Here is a 19,473-nt window from a genome sequence, read left to right on the forward strand (position 1 = left end):
AGAGCCGATCGGAGACCGCGATGCCGAGACCGCGCCGGGCGCTGCTCAGCCGGCAGCGCATCGTCGACGCCGCCGCCGCGCTGGTCGACGCCGAGGGCCTCGACGCGGTGTCGATCCGGCGGCTCGCCGCCGAGCTGGGCGTGCAGGGGCCGTCGCTGTACAACCACTTCGCCACGAAGGACGACATCCTCGACGCCGTCGCCGACGCGGTCGTCGCCACCGTCGACGTGTCCGCGTTCGAGACCTGCGACTGGCGCGAGGCGCTGCGCCGGTGGGGCCACTCGTACCGGGCCGCGCTCGCCGCGCACCCGAACATCGTCCCGTATCTGGCCCGCGGCCCCGGGCGGCGGCCGGGCGCGCTCGCCATGGCCGACGCCGTCTACGGCGGGCTCGTCCGCGCGGGCTGGCCGCCCGCCCGCGCCACCCACATCGGCGCGCTCATGCGCTACCTCGTCACCGGCTCCGCCCTCGGCTCGTTCGCCGCCGGCTTCGCCGAGGACCCGGCCGTGTACGCCGAGCAGTACCCGCACCTCAGCCAGGCGCACCTGCTGGCCGGGCACCGGCACAGCGTCGACTCCGGCGCGTTCGACCTGGGCCTCGACCTGCTCATCGACGGGCTCGACCGATCGAAGGGGAACTGACCGTGCAGCTCTACATCGACGGCGCGTGGACGCCGGGCCGGGACACGATCGCCGTGGAGAACCCGGCCACCGGCGAGACAGTCGGGCACTGCGCGGCGGGCACCGCGGCCGACGTCGACGCCGCCGTCGCGGCCGCCCGCGCCGCGTTCGACGGCTGGGCCGCGACGCCGTTCGCCGAGCGCCGGGCCGCCCTCGACCGCCTGCACGGCGCGCTCGCCGCGCGCGCCGGCGAGCTGGCCGACACGATCGCGCGCGAGCTGGGCACCCCGCTCAAGGTCGCGACGCGGGTCCAGGTCGGTCTGCCGCTGACGGTCCTGCGCGGGTACGCCGACAGCGCGCCGCAGCCCGACGAGGAGATCGGCCACTCGCTGGTCGTCCGCGAACCCGTCGGCGTCGTCGGCGCCATCACGCCGTGGAACTACCCGCTGCACCAGGTCGTCGCGAAGCTCGCCCCCGCCGTGCTGGCCGGCTGCACCGTGGTGCTCAAGCCCAGCGAGCTGACCCCGCTGGTCGCCGGGCTGCTGTTCGAGGCCGTGCACGCCGCCGGCTTCCCGCCCGGCGTGCTCAACCTGGTCACCGGCACCGGGCCGGTCGTGGGCCAGGCGATCGCCGCGCACCCCGGCGTCGACATGGTGTCGTTCACCGGCTCCACCGCCGTCGGCCGGGGCGTCGCGCACGCCGCCGCCGACCGCATCGCCCGGGTCGCGCTGGAGCTGGGCGGCAAGTCCGCCAACATCGTGCTCGCCGACGCCGACGTGGCCCGCGCCGTCAAGGTGGGCGTCGGCAACGCGTTCCTCAACTCCGGCCAGACGTGCACCGCGTGGACCCGGATGCTCGTGCACCGCGACGCGTACGACCGGGCGGTGGCGCTCGCCGCCGAGGCCGCCGCCGGGTACACCGCCGGCGACCCGTTCGACCCCGCCACCCGCCTCGGGCCGCTCGTGTCCGCCGCCCAGCGCGACCGGGTGCGCGGACACATCGCCCGCGCCGAGGCCGACGGCGCCCGCCTGGTCAGCGGCGGGCTCGACGCCCCGGTGCCCGGCCGCGGGCACTACGTCGCCGGCACCGTCTTCGCCGACGTCGACCCCGGCAGCGCGCTCGCCCAGGAGGAGGTCTTCGGGCCGGTCCTGGCGATCATGCCGTTCGACACCGACGACGAGGCCGTCGCCATCGCCAACCACTCCCGGTACGGGCTGGCCGGCGGCGTCTGGTCCGCCGACCCGGACCGGGCGCTCGCCGTGGCCCGGCGCCTGCGCACCGGAGCCGTCGACGTCAACGGCGCCGCGTTCAACCCGCTGGCGCCGTTCGGCGGCTACAAGCAGTCCGGCCTCGGCCGCGAACTCGGCCCGCACGGCCTCGCCGAGTTCCAGCAGCTCAAGGCGATCCAGCGATGACCCGCGCCGTCGTCGCCACCGGCCGGGGCGCCGTGTCGGTGACCGAGGTGGACCTGCCGCCCGTCGGGGACGGCCAGGTGCGGGTGCGGGTGCGCGCCGCCGGCGTGTGCCACTCCGACCTGTCCATGCTGGACGGCACCGTGCGGGTCCCGTACCCCCTGGTGCTGGGCCACGAGGCCGCCGGCGAGGTGGTCGAGGCCGGCCCCGGCGTGCCCGCGGCCCGCGTCGGCGAGCACGTCGTGCTGAACTGGGCGCCCGCCTGCCGGGCGTGCTGGTTCTGCACCCACGGCGAACCGTGGCTGTGCGCGGCGACCGCCGCCCCCGCGGTGCCCCGCGGCGACGGCCCGCCCGTCGCCCTCGGCCTGGGCGCGCTCGCCGAGGAGGTCGTCGTGCCGGCCGCGGCGGCCGTCGCCGTCCCGCCGGAGCTGCCGTGGGAGCAGGCCGCCCTGCTCGGCTGCGCCGTGCTCACCGGCACCGGCGCCGTGCGGACCACCGCCGCCGTCGCCCCCGGCCAGTCCGTGCTCGTCATCGGCCTCGGCGGCGTCGGCCTGGCCGCCGTCGCGGCGGCCCGCGCGGCGGGCGCCGGACCCGTGATCGCCGCGGACGTCGCGCCCGGCAAGCGCGACCTGGCGCTCGCCGCGGGCGCCACCGAGTTCGTCGTCTCCGACGACACCCTCAGCCGCACCGTCCGCGCCCTCACCGAGGGCCGCGGCGCCGACCACGCGTTCGAGTGCGTCGGCCGGTCCGCGACCATCCGGGCGGCCTGGCGCGCCACCCGCCGCGGCGGCACGGTGACGGTCGTGGGCATGGGCGCCAAGGACGACATGGTCGAACTCGGCGCCCTGGAGATCTTCCACTCGGCCCGCACGCTGCGCTCCTCGGTCTACGGCTCCTCCGACCCGGACCGCGACGTGCCGCTGCTCGCCGCCGAGGTGCTGTCGGGCGCGCTGGACCTGCGCTTCCTCGTCACCGGCCGGATCGGCCTCGACGGCGTCCCGGCCGCGTTCGAGCGGATGTCCCGGGGTGAGGGCGCGCGCTCCGTCGTGCTGTTCTGAGGGCGCGTCAGCCGGCCGCGAGCCGGACGGCGTCGTGCACGCCGGCCGCGTAGCGCTCCGGCTGCTCCCACGCCGCGAAGTGGCCGCCCCGGGACTCCTCGCGCCAGACGCGCACGTCGAAGAACCGCTCGGCGAACTCGCGGGGGGCGTTCACCAGGTCGCGCGGGAAGATCGTGAAGACCGCGGGCGGCGTGACGCCGGCGGGCGCGGCGCCGGCCGTGGCGTACGGCGTGAAGGACGTGCCGATGGCGCCGGTGACCCAGTACGCCGTCACCCAGGTCAGCAGCTCGTCGCGGGTGAAGACGGACTCCACGTCGCCGTCGCAGTCGGTCCAGCCGCGCAGCTTCTCGACGAGCCAGGCGGCCAGCCCGGCGGGGGAGTCGCCGAGGGCGGCGGCGAGCGTGTGCGGCTTGGTGGACTGCTCGTGCATGTAGCCGCCCTCGCGGGCCTGCCAGTCGCGGCCGTGCCGGACGTACGCGCGCTCGGTCTCCGACAGGTCGTCGGGCAGGCCGGTGAGGAAGTGGTGCTGGGAGACGTCGGTGAGGTGCAGCGCCGCGACCCGCTCGGGGTGGCGGGCGGCCAGCTCCTCCGCGACGTCGCAGCCCACGTCGCCGGCCGACACCACGTACCGGTCGTGGCCGAGGGCGGCCATCGTCTCGGCGACCGCGCCGGCCATCTCGGCGGCGGACATGCCGGCGCCGGGCACGGGCGCGGCGAACGGGAAGCCGGGCAGGCACGGCACGACGACGTGGTGGTCGGTGAGCAGGGGCAGCACGCGCTCGAAGCGCAGCACCGAGTCGGGCCAGCCGTGCAGCAGCAGCACCGGCGTGGCGTCGGCGCGCGCCGAGCGCTGGTGGATCGCCCGGGTGGCCGTCAGCGTCCACGGCAGGCGGCGCAGGCGGTCCTCGTGGACGCGCCAGTCGTAGGCGTGCGCCCAGTGGCCGACCAGGTCGGCGAGGTAGTCCGGGTCGACGCCGCGCCGCCAGCCGAGGCCGCCGGGCAGGGGCACCGGCCGGAAGGCGCGCAGCCGGGCGCGGAGGTCGTCGAGGACGTGCGGGGCGGTCGCCTGGGGCGCCGCGGGGTCGTGGGTCATGGTGTCCCTCCCTCGGTTGCCGACACCGGTTAACGCTAATACCGGTGTCGCCGTCGAGTCAACACCGGACAACCGTTACAGTGGTGTCGTGGCCACCCTCGACGTGATCGTGGACTTCCTGAACACGGTCGACCGCAGGACGTTCAGCCGGCACGGGGAGACGCACGTCGCCGCCGAGCACCTCACCTCCCCGCGGGCGCTGGCGGACTGGCTGGCGGCGCACGGCCTGCCCGGCGCGGACGGCCCGCTCCGGCCGGCCGACCTCAATGCCACCGTCGCGCTGCGCACGGCGCTGCGCCGCGTCCTCGCCGGTGAGCCGGACGGCACCGCGGCACTCACGGACTGCCCGCTGCGCCTCGTCCCGGAGCCGTCGGGCGGCCTGCGGATCGCCGCCCGGTCCGGCCGGGCGTGGCTGGACGAGATCGTCGAGACCGTGGCGCAGGGCGCGGCCCGGGGCGACTGGCGGCGGGTGCGGCTGTGCGCGGCGCCGGACTGCCGCTGGGCGTTCCACGACACGTCCCGCAGCGGCCGGGGCCGCTGGTGCGCCATGGAGATCTGCGGCAACCGGCAGAAGACGCGCACCTACCGCGAGCGCCACCAGGGCGCCCGGTGACGGCGGCGCGGGTCAGCGGGTCAGCAGGGCGGTGACCGTGCGGGTCATGGCCTCGCGGGCCGCGTCCGGGTCGAGGCCGAGGACGTCGCGGTGGACCGACCACGCCGACCAGGTCGCCGCCGCCGTCAGGGCGTGCACGGTGGCGTCGCGGTCCGGGCCGAGCCGGTCGAGTTCCGCGCCGAACAGGTCCTCCAGCTGGGAGCGGACCAGGTCGAGGTGGCGGCGGCGGGTGTGGCGCAGCTGGGCCGAGAACGGTTCCTTGACGGCGGCGGCGCGCGCCGACGGGGCGACGTGTTCGAGCAGGCGGGCGCGTTGCCGGCAGAACTCGTCGATGCGCCGGGGCAGCGGCAGCGCCGGCGGGATGGGTTCGGTGGCGGCGATCTGCAGCTGCAGGACGCGCTCCCCGGCGGCGCCGATGAGCGTCTCCATGTCCTTGAACTTCGTCCACAGGCCGCGCAGCGAGATGCCGGCGCGCTCGGCGATGCGCTCCGCCGTGGGGCGCAGGTCGCCTTCGCGGATCAGCGCCAGGGTCGCCTCGACGATGGCCGCACGGGTGCGTTCGGTGCGCGCGGTGCGGCCGTCCACGCGTCCGGTCGCCTGATTCGTCTCCATCGCGCCTCGCAGCCTAACGCCGGTGGCGGTCCAGTTCACGCCGGGCGAGGGAGCGCTTGTGGACCTCGTCGGGCCCGTCGGCCAGGCGCAGCACGCGGGCCTGGCTCCACAGCCGGGCGAGCGGGGTGTCCTGGCCGACGCCGGCGGCGCCGTGGGTCTGCACGGCCTTGTCGACGATCCACTCGACCGCGGCCGGAACGATGATCTTGATGGCCTGGATCTCCGTGTGGGCGCCGCGGTTGCCGACGGTGTCCATCAGCCACGCGGCCTTGAGCACCAGCAGCCGGGCCTGCTCGATGCGCACCCGCGACTCGGCGATCCACTCGCGCACGACGCCCTGCTCGGCCAGCGGCCGGCCGAACGGGCTGCGGGTCAGTGCCCGGACGCACATCAGCTCCAGCGCCCGCTCGGCCATGCCGACCAGCCGCATGCAGTGGTGGATGCGGCCGGGCCCGAGCCGGGCCTGGGCGATCGCGAAGCCGGCGCCCTCCGCGCCGATCAGGTTCGACACGGGCACCCGGACGCGGTCGAAGCTGATCTCGGCGTGCCCGCCGTGGTCGCCGTCGTCGTACCCGAAGACGGTCATGCCCCGCTCGACCGTGACGCCGGGGGTGTCGCGGGGGACGAGCACCATGCTCTGCTGGCGGTGCCGGTCGGCGCCGGGGTCGGTCTTGCCCATCACGATGAACACCGCGCAGGCCGGGTTCATCGCGCCGGAGATGTAGAACTTGCGGCCGGTGATCACGTACTCGTCGCCGTCGCGCTCGATGCGGGTGCCGATGGTGGTGGCGTCCGACGAGGCGACCTGCGGCTCGGTCATGGCGAACGCGGAGCGGATCTCGCCGTCGAGCAGCGGCCGCAGCCACCGCCGCTGCTGCTCGGCGCTGCCGAACTCGGCGAGCAGCTCCATGTTGCCGGTGTCGGGGGCGGCGCAGTTCAGGGCGGCCGGGGCGATGGCCGGGCTGCGGCCGGTGATCTCGGCGAGCGGCGCGTACTGCAGGTTGGTCAGCCCGGCCCCGTGCTCGCCGGGCAGGAACAGGTTCCACAGGCCCGCCTCCCGCGCGGCGGACTGCAGCGCCCGCAGCCCGGGCGGCGGGGACCAGCCGGCGGACTCCCACGACGCCTCGGCGGGGTACACGTGCGCGTCCATGAAGGACGTCAACCGTGCGCGGTAGTCCTCGGTGACCGCGTCGTACGCGAAGTCCATCAGCCCTCCAGCGCCTCGTGTCCCTGGGCGACCAGCGGCGCCACGAGCGCCCCGACCGTCTCGAACCCCTCGCCGACGGTCTTGCCGCCCACGTAGCGGTAGTGCACGCCCTCGAGGATCACCGCCAGCTTGAACGCGGCGAACGCCACGTACCAGTGCAGGTCGGAGGCGTCGCGGCCGGTGCGCCGCGCGTAGTGCCCGCCCAGCTCGGCGGTCGCCGGGTGGCCGGGCACCGCCAGCGGGACGCGGCCGCCGGCGAGCAGCGGCTGGCCCGCGTACACCAGCGTGAGGGCGAGGTCGCCGAGCGGGTCGCCGAGCGTGCTCATCTCCCAGTCGAGCACCGCGCGGATCTCGCCGGCCGGGCCGAGCAGCACGTTGTCGAGGCGGAAGTCGCCGTGCACGACGGTGCCGGGCCCGCCGGCGGGCACCGCCGCGGCGAGCCGGGCGTGCAGCTCGGCCAGGCCGGGCACGTCGCGGCTGCGGGACGCGTCGAGCTGCTGCTTCCACCGCCGCACCTGCCGGGCGTTGAAGCCCTCGGGGCGGCCGAAGTCGCCGAGGCCGATCGCGGCCGGGTCGAGGGCGTGCAGGTCGGCGAGGGTGTCCACCAGGGACAGCGTGGTCTGCCGGGCGCCCAGGGCGGCGAGCCGGTCGGCGGACCGGACGATCTCGCCGTCCACGTGCTCCATCAGGTAGAACGGGGCCCCGACGACGTCCGGGTCGGCGCAGAGCCGGATCGGCCGGGGCGCCGGGAACCCGGCCGCCGACAGCGCGCCGATGACCCGGTGCTCGCGGGCCATGTCGTGGGCGGTGGGCAGCACGTGCCCCAGCGGCGGGCGGCGCAGCACCCACCGCTGCGTGCCGTCGGTGACGGCGTACGTCAGGTTGGACCGGCCGCCGCCGAACAGCTCCGCGGTGAGCGGCCCGGTGCCCAGGTACGCGGCCAGCCGGTCGAGGTCGAGGCCGGGCGGGCCGGTCACCGGGCCTCCAGCCCCTGCTGGAGCCGGTTCATGCCGGCGAGCCAGCGGTCCGGGTCGGCCGCCCGGTTGCGGTACCACTCGCCCACCTCGGGGTGCGGCAGGATCAGGAACTCGTCGCCGTCGAGCGCCCGGGCCACCGCCTCGGCGGCCTCGTCGGCGCTGATCGCGGTGGCGCCCATCAGCGCCTGGCCGACGTCGCCGGCGCTGTCCAGCATGGGCGTGCGCACGCCCTGCGGGCACAGCGCCTGCACGACGACGCCGCGGTGCGCGTACGTGGCCCGCAGCCACTCGGCGAAGGCGAGCGCCGCGTGCTTGCTGACCGCGTACGGGGCGCTGCCCAGCATCGTCAGCAGCCCGGCCGCCGACACGGTGACGACCAGCCGTCCGCCGCCCGCGCCGAGCCAGCGGGGGAGCAGGGCGCGCGCCGCGTACACGTGGGACAGGACGTTGACCTGCCAGGCCAGCGCCCAGTCGGCGTCGGTGGCGTCCGCGCCGCCGTGCGGGGCGACGCCCGCGTTGGCGCAGAACAGGTCGCAGCCGCCGGCCAGGTCGTAGGCGGCGGCGACCAGCTCCGCCGTGAACGCCTCGGAGCCCACGTCGCCGGGCACCGCGTGGCCGCCGATCCGCTCCGCCACCGCCGCGGCGGCCGCCGCGTCCCGGTCGTTGACGACCACCCGGGCGCCGCCGGCCGCGAACCGCCGGGCCAGGGCGGCCCCGATGCCGGAGCCGGCGCCTGTGACGACGACCGCCGCGCCCGGCCTCACCCGGCCTGCCCGGTGAGCGTCACGCCGCCGTCGACGACCAGCGTCTGCCCGGTGATCCACGCCGCGTCAAGCGAGCACAGGAACGCCACCGCGCCGGCCACGTCCTCGGGCACCCCGAGCCGGCGCAGCGGGTACGCCGCCGCCACCTTCTCCTCGCGCCCCTCGTACAGGGCGGTGGCGAACCGGGTCTTCACCACGGCCGGGGCGACCGCGTTGACCCGCACGTGCGGCCCCAGCTCCACGGCCAGCTCTGCGGTCAGGTGGATGAGCGCCGCCTTGGTGAGCCCGTAGAAACCGATGCCGGGCGACGGCTGCAGCCCCGCCACCGACGACACGTTGACGATCACCCCGCCCGGGTCGGCCAGCCCCGCGCCGAGCGCCGCCTGCACCCAGCCGAGTGTGCCGAGCACGTTCACCTCGAACATCTTGCGGGCGGCGCCGAGGTCGAGGTCGCGCAGCGGCCCGAACGCGGGGTTGATGCCGATGTTGTTGACCAGCGCGGTGACCGGCCCGAACGCCTCGCCGGCCCGGGCGACGACCTCGGCCCGGTGGTCGGGGTCGTCGCCGCGGCCGCGGACGCCGAGCGCGTGCTCCGGCCCGCCGAGCGTCTCGACCGCCGCGGCCAGCGCGTCCGGGTCGCGGCCGGTCACGCACACCCGCGCCCCGTCCGCCACCAGCCGCCGGGCCACCGCCAGGCCGATGCCCCGGCTGGCCCCCGTCACGATCGCCACTGCACCCATCCGGCCTCCCGAGGAGTTGTGCGACCCAACCTAACCCGGACCGACGACGCAGGGGCGCCCCCGTGTGGGAACGCCCCTGCGTCGTGCTCTCGTGCCGTCAGTGCGCCTGCGTGCCCTCGTCCTCCGGCGACGTCTCGCGCTGCCGGTCCGGGTGCACGTAGCTGGTGCCGCGCATCGGGAACGACACGTCCTCACCGAACGGCGACGGCGCCGCCGGCCGGTCGAACGTGATCTCCGTCAGCGCCAGCTTGCCGTCCTCCTGCAGGTCCGGCGGCTCGGGCAGGCGGGCGCTCGTCGGCCCCACGCCCTTGGCGTGCCCGGTGACCCCCGCCGGCTTGCCGCTCGGGGCGTCCAGGCCCTGGCCCTGGCCGTTCAGCTGGTCGCGGCGCAGGATCTTGCGGCCCAGCCACACCAGCGGGTCGAACTTGCGGTCGATCACGCGTTCCTTCATCGGGATGATGGCGTTGTCCGTGATCTTGATGTGCTCGGGGCACACCTCGGTGCAGCACTTCGTGATGTTGCAGTAGCCCATGCCCATGCTGGCCTGGGCGTACTCCTTGCGGTCGGTCTTGGCGTCGAGCGGGTGCATGTCCAGCTCGGCGGCCCGGATGAAGTACCGCGGACCCGAGAACTCCGGCTTGTTCTCCTCGTGGTCGCGCACCACGTGGCAGGTGTTCTGGCAGAGGAAGCACTCGATGCACTTGCGGAACTCCTGCGAGCGCTCCACATCGACCTGCTGCATCCGGTAGTCGCCCGGCGCCACGCCCGCGGGCGGCGCGAACGCCGGCGTCTCGCGGGCCTTCTCGTAGTTGTAGCTCACGTCCGTGACCAGGTCGCGGATCACCGGGAACGTGCGCAGCGGCGTGATCGTGACCGTCTCGTCCTCGGTGAACGTGGACATCCGCGTCATGCACCCCAGCTTGGGCATGCCGTTGATCTCCATCGAGCACGAGCCGCACTTGCCGGCCTTGCAGTTCCACCGGCACGCCAGGTCGGGCGTCTGGGTGGCCTGCAGCCGGTGGATGACGTCGAGGACGACCTCGCCCTCGTTGACCTCCACCTGGAAGTCCTGCAGGTCGCCGCCGTTCTCGTCGCCGCGCCAGACGCGGAACTTGCGCGTGCTGCCCATTACTTCGCCTCCCCGCTGAGCGCGTCGAACTCGGCCAGCTCGTCGTCGGTCAGGTACTTGCTCAGCTCGGTGCGCTTGAACAGCGTGATCAGCTCGCTGCGCATCTTCGGCACGGGCTTGCGCTCCAGCACCACGTCGTCGCCGTCGAGCGCGCACACCAGGTTGACCTGGCGCCACTCCGGGCTCATCTTCGGGAAGTCCTCGCGGGTGTGCCCGCCGCGCGACTCCTCCCGCTCCAGCGCCGCCATCGCCGTGCACTCGCTGACGACCAGCATGTTGCGCAGGTCGAGGGCCAGGTGCCAGCCCGGGTTGTACTTGCGGCCGCCGACCGCGCTGACGTTCGCCACCCGCCGCTTCAGCTCCTGGAGCCGCTTCAGCGCGTCGGTCAGCTCGGCCTCGCGCCGGATGATGCCGACCAGGTCGCCCATCACCGCCTGCAGGTCCTGCTGCAACGTGTACGGGTTCTCGCCGTTCTCCCGGCTCAGCGGCGCCAGCGCGGCGGAGACCGCGGCCTCCACGTCGGCCGCCGCCGGCTTCGGCCGCTTCGGCAGCGAGTCGGTGTACGCGGCCGCGTGCTCGCCCGCCCGCTTGCCGAACACCAGCAGGTCGGACAGCGAGTTGCCGCCGAGGCGGTTGGAGCCGTGCATGCCGCCGGACACCTCGCCCGCGGCGAACAGACCCTCGACCCGCCCGTGCGCGGCCGTCGTGTCCGGGTCGACCTCGACGCCGCCCATCACGTAGTGGCAGGTCGGCCCGACCTCCATCGGCACCTTGGTGATGTCGACGTCCGCCAGCTCCTTGAACTGGTGGTACATCGACGGCAGCTTGCGCTGGATCTCCGCGGGCGTCAGGCGGCTCGCGATGTCGAGGAACACGCCGCCGGCCGGGGTGCCCCGGCCCGCCTTGACCTCGCTGTTGATCGCGCGGGCCACCTCGTCCCGGGGCAGCAGCTCCGGCGGGCGCCGGTTGTTGTCCGGGTCGGTGTACCAGCGGTCCGCCTCCTCCTCGGTGTCCGCGTACTGGTGGCGGAACACGTCGGGGACGTAGTCGAACATGAAGCGCTTGCCGTCGGAGTTCTTCAGCACGCCGCCGTCGCCGCGCACGCTCTCGGTGACCAGGATGCCCTTCACCGACGGCGGCCAGACCATGCCGGTCGGGTGGAATTGCAGGAACTCCATGTTGATCAGCGTCGCGCCGGCGCGCAGGGCCAGGGCGTGGCCGTCGCCGGTGTACTCCCACGAGTTCGACGTGACCTTGTACGACTTGCCCACGCCGCCCGTCGCCAGCACCACGGCCGGCGTCTCGAACAGCAGGAACTCGCCCGACTCGCGGACGTAGCCGAACGCCCCGGCGACGCGGTCGCCGTCGAGCAGCAGCTCGGTGATCGTGGTCTCCGAGAAGACCTTGATCTTCGCCTCGTAGTCGCCGTGCTTGCGCTTGTCCTCCTGCTGCAGCGACACGATCTTCTGCTGCAGCGTGCGGATCAGCTCCAGGCCGGTGCGGTCGCCCACGTGCGCGAGCCGCGGGTACTCGTGGCCGCCGAAGTTGCGCTGGGAGATCTTGCCGTCCTTCGTACGGTCGAACAGCGCCCCGTACGTCTCCAGCTCCCAGATGCGCTCCGGCGCCTCCTTGGCGTGCAGCTCCGCCATGCGGAAGTTGTTCAGGAACTTGCCGCCGCGCATGGTGTCACCGAAGTGCACCTTCCAGTTGTCGCGGCTGTTCACGTTGCCCATCGCCGCCGCGGCGCCGCCCTCGGCCATGACCGTGTGCGCCTTGCCGAACAGCGACTTGCTGATGATCGCGGTGCGCTTGCCCGCCAGCCGCGCCTCGATCGCCGCGCGCAGGCCGGCGCCGCCGGCCCCGATCACGACGACGTCGTAGTGGTGTCGTTCGATCCGTGTCGTCATCTGTAGTCAGGCCCTCAGTTGATGAACCGCAGGTCGGAGAACCAGCCGGCCGAGACCGCCATGATGTAGGCGTCGGTCAGGATGACGGTGAACAGCGACGTCATCGCGTACGTGCCGTGCTTGGCGTTCAGCTTGGACACGAAGGTCCAGAACTTGTACCGCAGCGGGTGCTTGGAGAAGTGCTTGAGCCGGCCGCCGGTGATGTGCCGGCACACGTGGCAGGACAGCGTGTAGCCGGCCAGGGCCAGGACGTTGACCCAGATGATCACGGTGCCGAGGCCGATGCCGAAGCCGCCGTCGGTGCCCTTGAAGCCGAGCGCGGCGTCGTAGAAGTTGATCAGCAGCACGGCGAACGCGAGGTACCAGAAGTAGCGGTGCGCGTTCATGAAGATCAGCGGGAACCGGGTCTCGCCGGTGTACTTCGTGTGCGGCTCCTTGACGGCGCAGGCCTGCGGCGACGCCCACAGCGAGCGGTAGCCGCTCTTGCGGTAGTAGTAGCAGGTCACGCGGAAGCCGGCGACGATCGGGAACGCGATGATGCCCAGCGGGATGAAGAACGGCAGCGCCGGCAGCCACGTGCCGAAGTGCGACGACCCGGGCACGCAGTTCTCCGCCACGCAGGGCGAGTACAGCGGCGTCAGGTAGTTGTGCTCCGGGACGAAGTACCACTTCGCCATGAAGATCCGGACGGTGGCGTAGGCGATGAAGAACAGCAGGATCGCCGCGATGCCCAGCGGCGGCACCCACCAGCGATCGGTGCGCAACGTCCTGGCCGCGATGGCGGCACGCGGCTTCGCACCCGGCCTCGATGCCGTAGTCGTCATGTTGTCTCCCTGACGGCGCCCGGGAAGGAGCCGGGCCGTATGTGATCGCCCACACGTTACGCCGCGATGACGTCACCGAGCAGGTAAGGGAAACCTTCCCTTCCCGGCGTTGTGGACAAGGTCACTCCTGGACGTCCGGCCGGTCAGCCGGACGCGTTTCCGGTGACGTTCCACGAGCGCAGGTGCACGGCCGGGGCCTCGTACCACGACCCCGCCCACCGCTCCGGCTGCACCGACGTGCCCGTGCCGTACCCGAGCACCTGGCCCGGTCCCAGCGCCTGCGTGTACGACTGCGTGAACCGCAGGTTGCCCACCGCGGCCGTGACCTCGCCGTCCTCGACGAGCCACACGCCGTTGCGGGTGAGCCCGGTGATGGACATGTTCTTGGTGTCCAGCACCCGGGTGTACCAGAAGTCGCTGACCAGCAGCCCCCGCTCGACCCGGCCCAGCAGCGGCGCCGCCGACGGGTCGACCACCGGCCCGGCGTCCACCGGCGGCGAACCCGGGCCGGGCGCCAGCCGCAGGTGCGTGGCGATCGGCCCGAACGAGCGCGCTCCCGGCGTGGCGTGGCCCGTGGGGGCGTGGCCGGCCTCGGCGGCGGTGCGCCGGTCGTGGGTCAGGCCGCGGGTCACGCCGTCCTCGACCAGCGTCAGCGGCCCCCGCGGGGTGCCCTCCGCGTCGAACGGCAGCCCCAGCTCGCCCGGCGGCTCCTCGGTGATCGTCACCGACAGGTCGAACTGCTGCGCGCCCGGCTCCGCGAACGACTGCCGCTCCGTGTAGACCTTGCCGTTGAAGCCGACGTAGGCGAGCTGCTGCAGCACGTCGGCCACCGCGGCCGGCTCCAGCACCACCTCGTAGCGGCCCGGCGGCAGCTCCACCGGCGCGCCGCCCGCCCGCGCCTTCGCGGCCGCCCGCTCGCCCAGGGCCGCGCCGTCCACGTCCGCGATGCGCCCGCCGGCGGTGCGGGCGACGCCGTCCGCCCCGTCGAGCCGGGCGATGCCGTCCATCGCCGCCTCCGCCGCGCGGCCCTCGACCGCGTGCCCGGCGCTGTTCGCGAACGCCGCCGACCGGTACGTCGTGCGGCAGTACCCGGCCGTCTCCAGCCCGCCCGCCGCCCGCACGAAGTCCCGCACCCGCACCGCCCGCTCGGCCGGGCTGGCCTGCGCCGTCGCCGTGTCGTACCCGCAGCCCAGCGTGATCCCGTCCGGCCCGGCCGGCAGCGCCGTCGGCGGCGTCAGCCCCGCCCAGCCCGGGTCGCGCGGCGTCAGCCGGGCCGCGGCCACCGTGCGGTCCACCATGGCGCGCAGCCCGTCCGGGGTGGTCACGGTCGTCGAGCCGGTGCTCGTGCGCCCGTCGAGGTGCAGCCGCAGCCGCACCGTCGTGCTCGCGTCGGCGACGTTCTGGTGGATCGCCGAGTTCGCGAACCGGGTCAGCGCCTGCGCCGTGTGCAGCACCCACACCTCGGCCTCCGCGCCCGGCAGCTGCCGCACCGCCGCCACCACCCGCGTCGCCAGATCCAGCTCCGCACTCACGCGCGCACCCCCACCCGGACGTTGGTGAACCGGGCCGGGGCGGCCGGGTGTCCCGTGTGGCCGATCTGGCCCGGCTGGCCCTTGCCGCAGTTCGGGGTGCCCCACGCCACTGTCTCCGACGACAGCATGTCCATCGACCGCCAGAACACCGGCCCGATCCCCGTGTACGTGGGGTTCTTCAGCATCCGGCCGATCTTGCCGTTCTTCACCTCGTAGCCGATCTCGCAGCCGAACTGGAAGTTCAGCCGCTTGTCGTCGATCGACCAGGACCGGTTGATGTCCATCAGCACCCCGTCGTCGGTCGCGGCGACGATCTCGTCCAGGGTGTGCGGCCCCGGCTCCAGGCCCACGTTCGTCATCCGCACCATCGGCATCCGCGCCCAGCCGTCCGCGCGCATGCTGCCCGCGTAGTCCAGCCCCGCCACCGCCGCCGAGTCCCGCCCCGCCAGCACGCCCACCCAGCGGCCGTCGCGCACCGCGTCCCGCTTCACCGCGGGCGTGCCCTCGTCGTCGAAGCCGAAGCTGCCCAGGGCCCCCGGGAACGTCGGGTCGATGGTGATGTTCATCAGCTCCGAGCCGTACCGCAGCGACCCCAGCCGGTCGAGGTCCAGCCAGGACGTGCCCGCGAACGCCGCCTCCCAGCCGAGGATGCGGTCCAGCTCGATCGCGTGCCCCACCGACTCGTGGATCTGCAACGCCAGCTGCTCGCCGCCCAGGATCAGCGTCGTCTCGCCCGCCGGGCACGCCGGCGCCGTCAGCAGCGCCCGCGCCTCCTCGGCCATCCGCCCGGCGTTGCCCGCCAGGTCGATCTCGTCGACCAGCTCCCAGCCGCGCGTGCCGTACTGCCCGCGGTGGCTCGGCCACGACCGCCGCTGCACCTCGCCGTCGCCGATCACCGACGCCGTCAGGCCCGCCCCGCACTTGCGCACGTGCTGGTCGATGCGGTGCCCCTCGCTGGACACGAACCACGTCCGGGTGTCCCACACCTGGTACAGCCCCTCGGCCAGGTCCGCGCCCGCCCGCTTCGCCGTGCCGGTGGCGTGCACCAGCAGGTCGCCCTTGTCGGCGAGCGACACCCCGAGCGGGTCGACGACGCACTCGCTCGCCCAGGTGCCCTCGCCCGCCCCCGCCGGCACCAGGTCGACCGGCGGCCCCGGCACCGTCGCGCTCGCCTTCGCGATCCGCGCCGCCCGCGCCCCGGCCGCCCGCGCCGCCGCGTCCGACAGGTCGGGCACCGCGTAGAACCCCCAGCTCGACCCCACGAGTGCCCGCACGCCGATCCCGGCGCTCTCGTCGGCGTTCAGCTCGTCGACGTCGCCGTCGCGCGCCGACATGCCCTCGTACCGCCGGTGCACGACCCGCGCGTCGGCGTACCGGGCGCCCGCGTCGATGGCGGCCTGCACGGCCGTACACGCCTCGTCGAAGTGGCTCATGAGATCCGACCCTAGGCGACCCCGCCGACAACCACCGGGAACGCGCGGCACGTCCTCAGGCGGGCGGCACGTGGGCGGTGAGGAAGGCGCGTTCCTGGGGGAGCAGCAGGGCGTCGTAGCCGTCCGTGAGGGCGCCCGCGCCCCGCACCGGCAGGACCGCGTGCGGGTGGCCCGCCGCGAGCAGCGACGCCGACAGGTCCAGGGTGTGCGCCGGCACGATCGTCTCGTCGGCCAGGCCGTGGACGAGCAGGACCGGGGACGGGGACGCGGGCAGGCCGAGCAGGCAGTGCCGGTCGTACACCTCGCCCGGGCCCGGGGACTCCTCGGGCAGGCCGAGGTAGCGCTCGGCCAGGTCGTTCGGGGCGAGGGTCCAGTCGGTGACCGGGGTGCGCGCGACCGCGCAGCGGACCAGGTCGGGGCGGGTCAGGGCGGCGAGCAGGGCGAGCCAGCCGCCGAGGCCGGTGCCGCGGGCGGCGACCCGGGTCAGGTCGAGGTCGGGGTGCTTGCCGGCCAGGGCGTGGAGGGCGTCGGCCTGGTCGGCGAGCAGGACGTCGGCGAGGCGGCGGTGGACGACCTTCTCGAAGGACGGTGCGACGCCTGGGGTGCCGCGGCCGTCGACGCTGACGACGGCGTACCCGGCGTCGGCGAACCACTGGCGTTCCAGCCAGGCGGCCCGGTCGGCGAGGACGGACTGGTGGCCGGGGCCCGCGCCCACGTCCAGCAGGACGGGCAGGCGGCGGCCGGTGACGTGGCGGGCCGGGTAGAGCACGCCGGCCGGCAGGGCGCGGTCGGTGACCCGGTCGAGGACGGGGGCGGGGGCCAGGCCGGGGGCGGTGGCGTGCGAGGTGAGGGCGCCGACGCGGGACTCGCCGCGGTACAGCGTCCAGGTGGTGCCGTCGGCCGACGGGGACGCCGACCCGATGGCGAGCAGGTCGCCGCCGACCGCGGCGACGTGCCGGCCGGGGGCGGACGTGAGGCGCACCGCGTCGGCGCCGCCGCGGATGCGCAGGACGTGCTGCTCGGCGGGGTCGCCGTCGGTGGCCTCGACGATGAGGTCGGGGGTGCCGGCGGGGGAGCCGAGCCGGGGCAGCACCCCGACGACGCGGCGCACGTACAGGCCGGGCGGGGTGAGCAGGCTGCCGTCGGCGAACAGGCAGCGGGCGTCGTACCCGTCGTGGGCCAGTTCCCCGCCGACCAGGACGCGGCCGTCGGGCAGGTGCCGCGGCGTGCCGGCGACGGGCTCGACCCAGCGGGCGTCGGCGAGTTCGGCGTGCACCTGGGTCTCGCCGGTGCGCGGGTCGACGGACAGCACCAGGCCGTGCTGCTGGAGGCGGCGCAGCACGGTGATCAGCGGCCCGCCGTCGGCCCAGCGGGCGGCGGCCACGTACGGGTAGGTCTCGCGGTCCCAGTGCACGTCGACCCAGCCGCCGTCGAGGTCGAGCAGGTGCAGGGTGGCGCGCGGCAGGGGCCCGCCGGGCCGGGCCAGGGTGAACGTGTGGTCGGCGTCGACCGCGCGCAGCCGCGGCAGCCGGCCGGCGTCGGTGCGCCGGGCCAGGATCGTGCGGCCGTCGGGCGACCAGCGGTAGTCGCCCCACGCGACGCCCGGCTCGCCGGCGAGCAGCTCGTCGGTGCCGTCCGGGCCGACGACGCGCAGCGCGGTGCCGCCCGCCAGGTAGGCGATGCGGGTGCCGGTCGGGTCGGGCGCGGGCGCGGTGACGGGCGCCTCGGTGACCACCTCGACGACCTCGCCGGTGGCCAGGTCGGCCCGGAACAGCCGCTCGGCGTACGCGAACGCGGCGATCCGCCCGGCGGTGTCGGTGGCGTACGCGCGGATGCCGCCGGGCAGCGGCTCCGGCTCGCCCTCGATCAGCCTGCCCGGGTCGGCGACGAGCCGCTCCGCGCCCGAGGCGACGGTGTACGTCCACAGCCCCGCCGCCGACGACGTGGCCCCGGGGGTGCGCAGGAACGACACCCGCGCCCCGTCCCCGCCGACGGCGACGGCGTGCGGCGCGCCGTGCCGCAGGCGGTCGGTGCGGTCGGCCAGTTCGGGGTAGTCCACGCCGTCCAGCATCGCCGATCGGGGCGGGCCGGTCGGGGCGGACGAAGGAAAACGCGCCCGCGCGTAAAGTGGCGCGGGTGACGATCGCGGACACACCACAGCGGCTGCTGCTCGTGCACGCCCACCCCGACGACGAGGTCATCGGCACCGGCGCGACGATGGCCCACTACGCGGCCGCCGGCGCCCACGTCACGCTGGTCACCTGCACGCTCGGCGAGGAGGGCGAGATCCACCTGCCCGAGCTGGCGCAGCTGGAGGCCCGCCAGGCCGACCAGCTCGGCGGGTACCGCCTGACGGAGCTGGCGCGCTCGTGCGCCGCCCTCGGCGTCACCGACCAGCGCTGGCTGGGCGGCGCGGGCCGGTACCGCGACTCCGGGATGATGGGCCTGGAAACCAACAACCACCCCCGGGCGTTCTGGCAGGCCGACCTCGACGAGGCCGCCGGGCACCTGGTGGAGATCATGCGGGAGGTACGCCCGCAGGTGCTCATCACGTACGACGACAACGGCTTCTACGGCCACCCCGACCACATCCAGGCGCACCGGGTGGCGATGCGCGCCGCCGGGCTGGCCGCCGCCGAGGGCTTCGGCCCCGACAAGATCTACTGGACGGCCATGCCGCGCAGCGTCATGGAGGCCGGCATGGAGGCGTTCGCCGGCTCGGCCGACAACCCGTTCGCCGACCTGGAGAAGGTCGACGACCTGCCGTTCGGCACGCCGGACGAGGACATCGCCGCCAAGATCGACGCGACGGAGCAGCACGACCGCAAGATCGCCGCGCTGCGCGCCCACGCCAGCCAGGTGCCGGACGACTCGTGGCTGTACTCCATCGCCGGCAACTTCGGCGGCGAGTTCATGGGCGTCGAGTACTACCGGCTGGCGCACGGCGCCAAGGGCCCCGGCTCGGGCCCGCACGGCTGGGAGTCCGACCTGTTCGCCGGCATCACCGCGCCCGCCCCGGTCCCGTGACCGCCGAGCCGCACGCCGTCCCCGCCGCGCCGCCCGCGGACGTCCCCGACGGCCCGGACCCGTCCACGGCCGCCCCGCCGGCCGGCCCTTCAACGGTCGCCCGCGCGGCCGACCGGGCCCTGCGGGTGCTCGGCGGCGTCCTGGGGGTGGCGATGGCGCTGCTCAGCGGCCTGCTCGAGCTGTACCTGGCGCCCCTGCGCGTGGCCGGCGTGCTGATCGGGGTGGCCGCGCTGGTCGCGATCCCGGCGAACGTGTTCCTGGCCTGGTGGGCGCAGCGCGCCGTCGGCGCCCGGTTCGCGTTCGCGCTGCCGTGGGGGGCGTGGACGCTGCTGATGTTCGTGGCGGCCGGCGTGCGCACCGACGAGGGCGACCAGCTGCTCGCCCCCGACAACTGGGTCGGGATGGTGCTGATCCTGGCGGGCAGCATCGCGTTCGCCGCCTACGCGTACCGCTCGATTCTGGGCACCGTGCCCCGCGGCTGAACCGTTACCGTCCCGACAGCGTTGTCACAGGTGGCGCGGCATG

At 74.9% G+C, this 19,473-nt stretch carries 18 protein-coding genes; 6 read left to right on the plus strand and 12 right to left on the minus strand.

Translation table 11 applies throughout. The features are described 5' to 3' along the window. Positions 1-20 precede the first annotated feature (20 nt). The 3 genes from Sya03_RS01490 to Sya03_RS01500 are packed head-to-tail and all read left to right on the plus strand — an operon-like array spanning position 21 to position 3,090. The gene (locus tag Sya03_RS01490) at positions 21-641 is read left to right on the plus strand and encodes a TetR/AcrR family transcriptional regulator (protein ID WP_203936287.1); all 621 of its coding nucleotides are present in this window, start codon (positions 21-23) and stop codon (positions 639-641) included. Between the two features lie 2 nt (positions 642-643). Beyond that, positions 644-2,035, plus strand: a complete 1,392-nt coding sequence (locus Sya03_RS01495) for an aldehyde dehydrogenase family protein (RefSeq protein WP_239107048.1) — start codon at positions 644-646, stop codon at positions 2,033-2,035. Next, on the plus strand, positions 2,032-3,090 hold the full coding sequence (locus tag Sya03_RS01500; RefSeq protein ID WP_203936288.1) for an alcohol dehydrogenase catalytic domain-containing protein: 1,059 nt from the start codon (positions 2,032-2,034) through the stop codon (positions 3,088-3,090). Before Sya03_RS01495 ends, Sya03_RS01500 begins: the two co-directional genes overlap by 4 nt. Before the next feature lie 7 nt (positions 3,091-3,097). Here Sya03_RS01500 and Sya03_RS01505 read toward each other — a convergent pair whose 3' ends face one another. After that, a complete protein-coding gene (locus tag Sya03_RS01505; protein WP_203936289.1) occupies positions 3,098-4,183 on the minus strand; it encodes an epoxide hydrolase family protein in 1,086 nt (361 codons plus the stop codon). 88 nt (positions 4,184-4,271) lie between these two features. On the opposite strand from Sya03_RS01505, the gene Sya03_RS01510 reads away from it, so the two are divergent. Continuing rightward, positions 4,272-4,796, plus strand: coding sequence for a CGNR zinc finger domain-containing protein (locus Sya03_RS01510; protein ID WP_239107049.1), 525 nt, complete (start codon positions 4,272-4,274; stop codon positions 4,794-4,796). Between the two features lie 12 nt (positions 4,797-4,808). Here the strand turns inward: Sya03_RS01510 and Sya03_RS01515 are convergent, their stop codons facing one another. The 11 genes from Sya03_RS01515 to Sya03_RS01565 all read right to left on the minus strand — a co-directional run bounded on the left by Sya03_RS01515 (position 4,809) and on the right by Sya03_RS01565 (position 17,980). Further along, positions 4,809-5,408 (minus strand): TetR/AcrR family transcriptional regulator, encoded by a 600-nt coding sequence (locus tag Sya03_RS01515; protein WP_203936291.1) that lies wholly within the window; start codon positions 5,406-5,408, stop codon positions 4,809-4,811. Between the two features lie 13 nt (positions 5,409-5,421). Continuing rightward, positions 5,422-6,615: an acyl-CoA dehydrogenase family protein gene (locus Sya03_RS01520; protein WP_203936292.1), complete on the minus strand. Its 1,194-nt coding sequence runs from the start codon at positions 6,613-6,615 to the stop codon at positions 5,422-5,424. Further along, complete coding sequence (locus Sya03_RS01525; protein ID WP_203936293.1) at positions 6,615-7,592, minus strand: phosphotransferase family protein; 978 nt, start codon at positions 7,590-7,592, stop codon at positions 6,615-6,617. Before Sya03_RS01525 ends, Sya03_RS01520 begins: the two co-directional genes overlap by 1 nt. Beyond that, positions 7,589-8,356: an SDR family oxidoreductase gene (locus Sya03_RS01530; RefSeq protein ID WP_203936294.1), complete on the minus strand. Its 768-nt coding sequence runs from the start codon at positions 8,354-8,356 to the stop codon at positions 7,589-7,591. Before Sya03_RS01530 ends, Sya03_RS01525 begins: the two co-directional genes overlap by 4 nt. Then, positions 8,353-9,096 (minus strand): SDR family oxidoreductase, encoded by a 744-nt coding sequence (locus tag Sya03_RS01535; RefSeq protein WP_203936295.1) that lies wholly within the window; start codon positions 9,094-9,096, stop codon positions 8,353-8,355. The genes Sya03_RS01530 and Sya03_RS01535 overlap by 4 nt, the downstream gene beginning before the upstream one ends. A 97-nt stretch (positions 9,097-9,193) precedes the next feature. Continuing rightward, positions 9,194-10,225, minus strand: a complete 1,032-nt coding sequence (locus Sya03_RS01540; protein ID WP_203936296.1) for a succinate dehydrogenase/fumarate reductase iron-sulfur subunit — start codon at positions 10,223-10,225, stop codon at positions 9,194-9,196. Further along, positions 10,225-12,132: a fumarate reductase/succinate dehydrogenase flavoprotein subunit gene (locus Sya03_RS01545; protein ID WP_203936297.1), complete on the minus strand. Its 1,908-nt coding sequence runs from the start codon at positions 12,130-12,132 to the stop codon at positions 10,225-10,227. Before Sya03_RS01545 ends, Sya03_RS01540 begins: the two co-directional genes overlap by 1 nt. A gap of 14 nt (positions 12,133-12,146) precedes the next feature. Next, a complete protein-coding gene (sdhC, locus tag Sya03_RS01550) occupies positions 12,147-12,956 on the minus strand; it encodes a succinate dehydrogenase subunit SdhC (RefSeq protein ID WP_203936298.1) in 810 nt (269 codons plus the stop codon). Positions 12,957-13,099: 143 nt separating this feature from the next. Further along, entirely contained in the window at positions 13,100-14,488 is a 1,389-nt protein-coding gene (locus Sya03_RS01555; RefSeq protein WP_203936299.1) for a TldD/PmbA family protein, read from the minus strand. Further along, positions 14,485-15,921 (minus strand): TldD/PmbA family protein, encoded by a 1,437-nt coding sequence (locus Sya03_RS01560; RefSeq protein ID WP_203936300.1) that lies wholly within the window; start codon positions 15,919-15,921, stop codon positions 14,485-14,487. The genes Sya03_RS01555 and Sya03_RS01560 overlap by 4 nt, the downstream gene beginning before the upstream one ends. A gap of 55 nt (positions 15,922-15,976) precedes the next feature. Next, entirely contained in the window at positions 15,977-17,980 is a 2,004-nt protein-coding gene (locus tag Sya03_RS01565; protein WP_203936301.1) for a S9 family peptidase, read from the minus strand. A 77-nt stretch (positions 17,981-18,057) separates the two neighbouring features. Here Sya03_RS01565 and mshB point away from each other — a divergent pair, with 77 nt between their 5' ends. Continuing rightward, complete coding sequence (mshB, locus tag Sya03_RS01570; RefSeq protein ID WP_203936302.1) at positions 18,058-18,948, plus strand: N-acetyl-1-D-myo-inositol-2-amino-2-deoxy-alpha-D-glucopyranoside deacetylase; 891 nt, start codon at positions 18,058-18,060, stop codon at positions 18,946-18,948. Beyond that, positions 18,945-19,430 carry a hypothetical protein gene (locus Sya03_RS01575; RefSeq protein ID WP_203936303.1) on the plus strand — a complete coding sequence of 162 codons (486 nt, stop codon included), beginning with the start codon at positions 18,945-18,947 and terminating at the stop codon, positions 19,428-19,430. Before mshB ends, Sya03_RS01575 begins: the two co-directional genes overlap by 4 nt. The last annotated feature ends 43 nt before the right edge of the window (positions 19,431-19,473 follow it).

It is taken from the genome of Spirilliplanes yamanashiensis, assembly GCF_016863475.1.
Classification (GTDB): Bacteria; Actinomycetota; Actinomycetes; order Mycobacteriales; family Micromonosporaceae; genus Spirilliplanes; species Spirilliplanes yamanashiensis.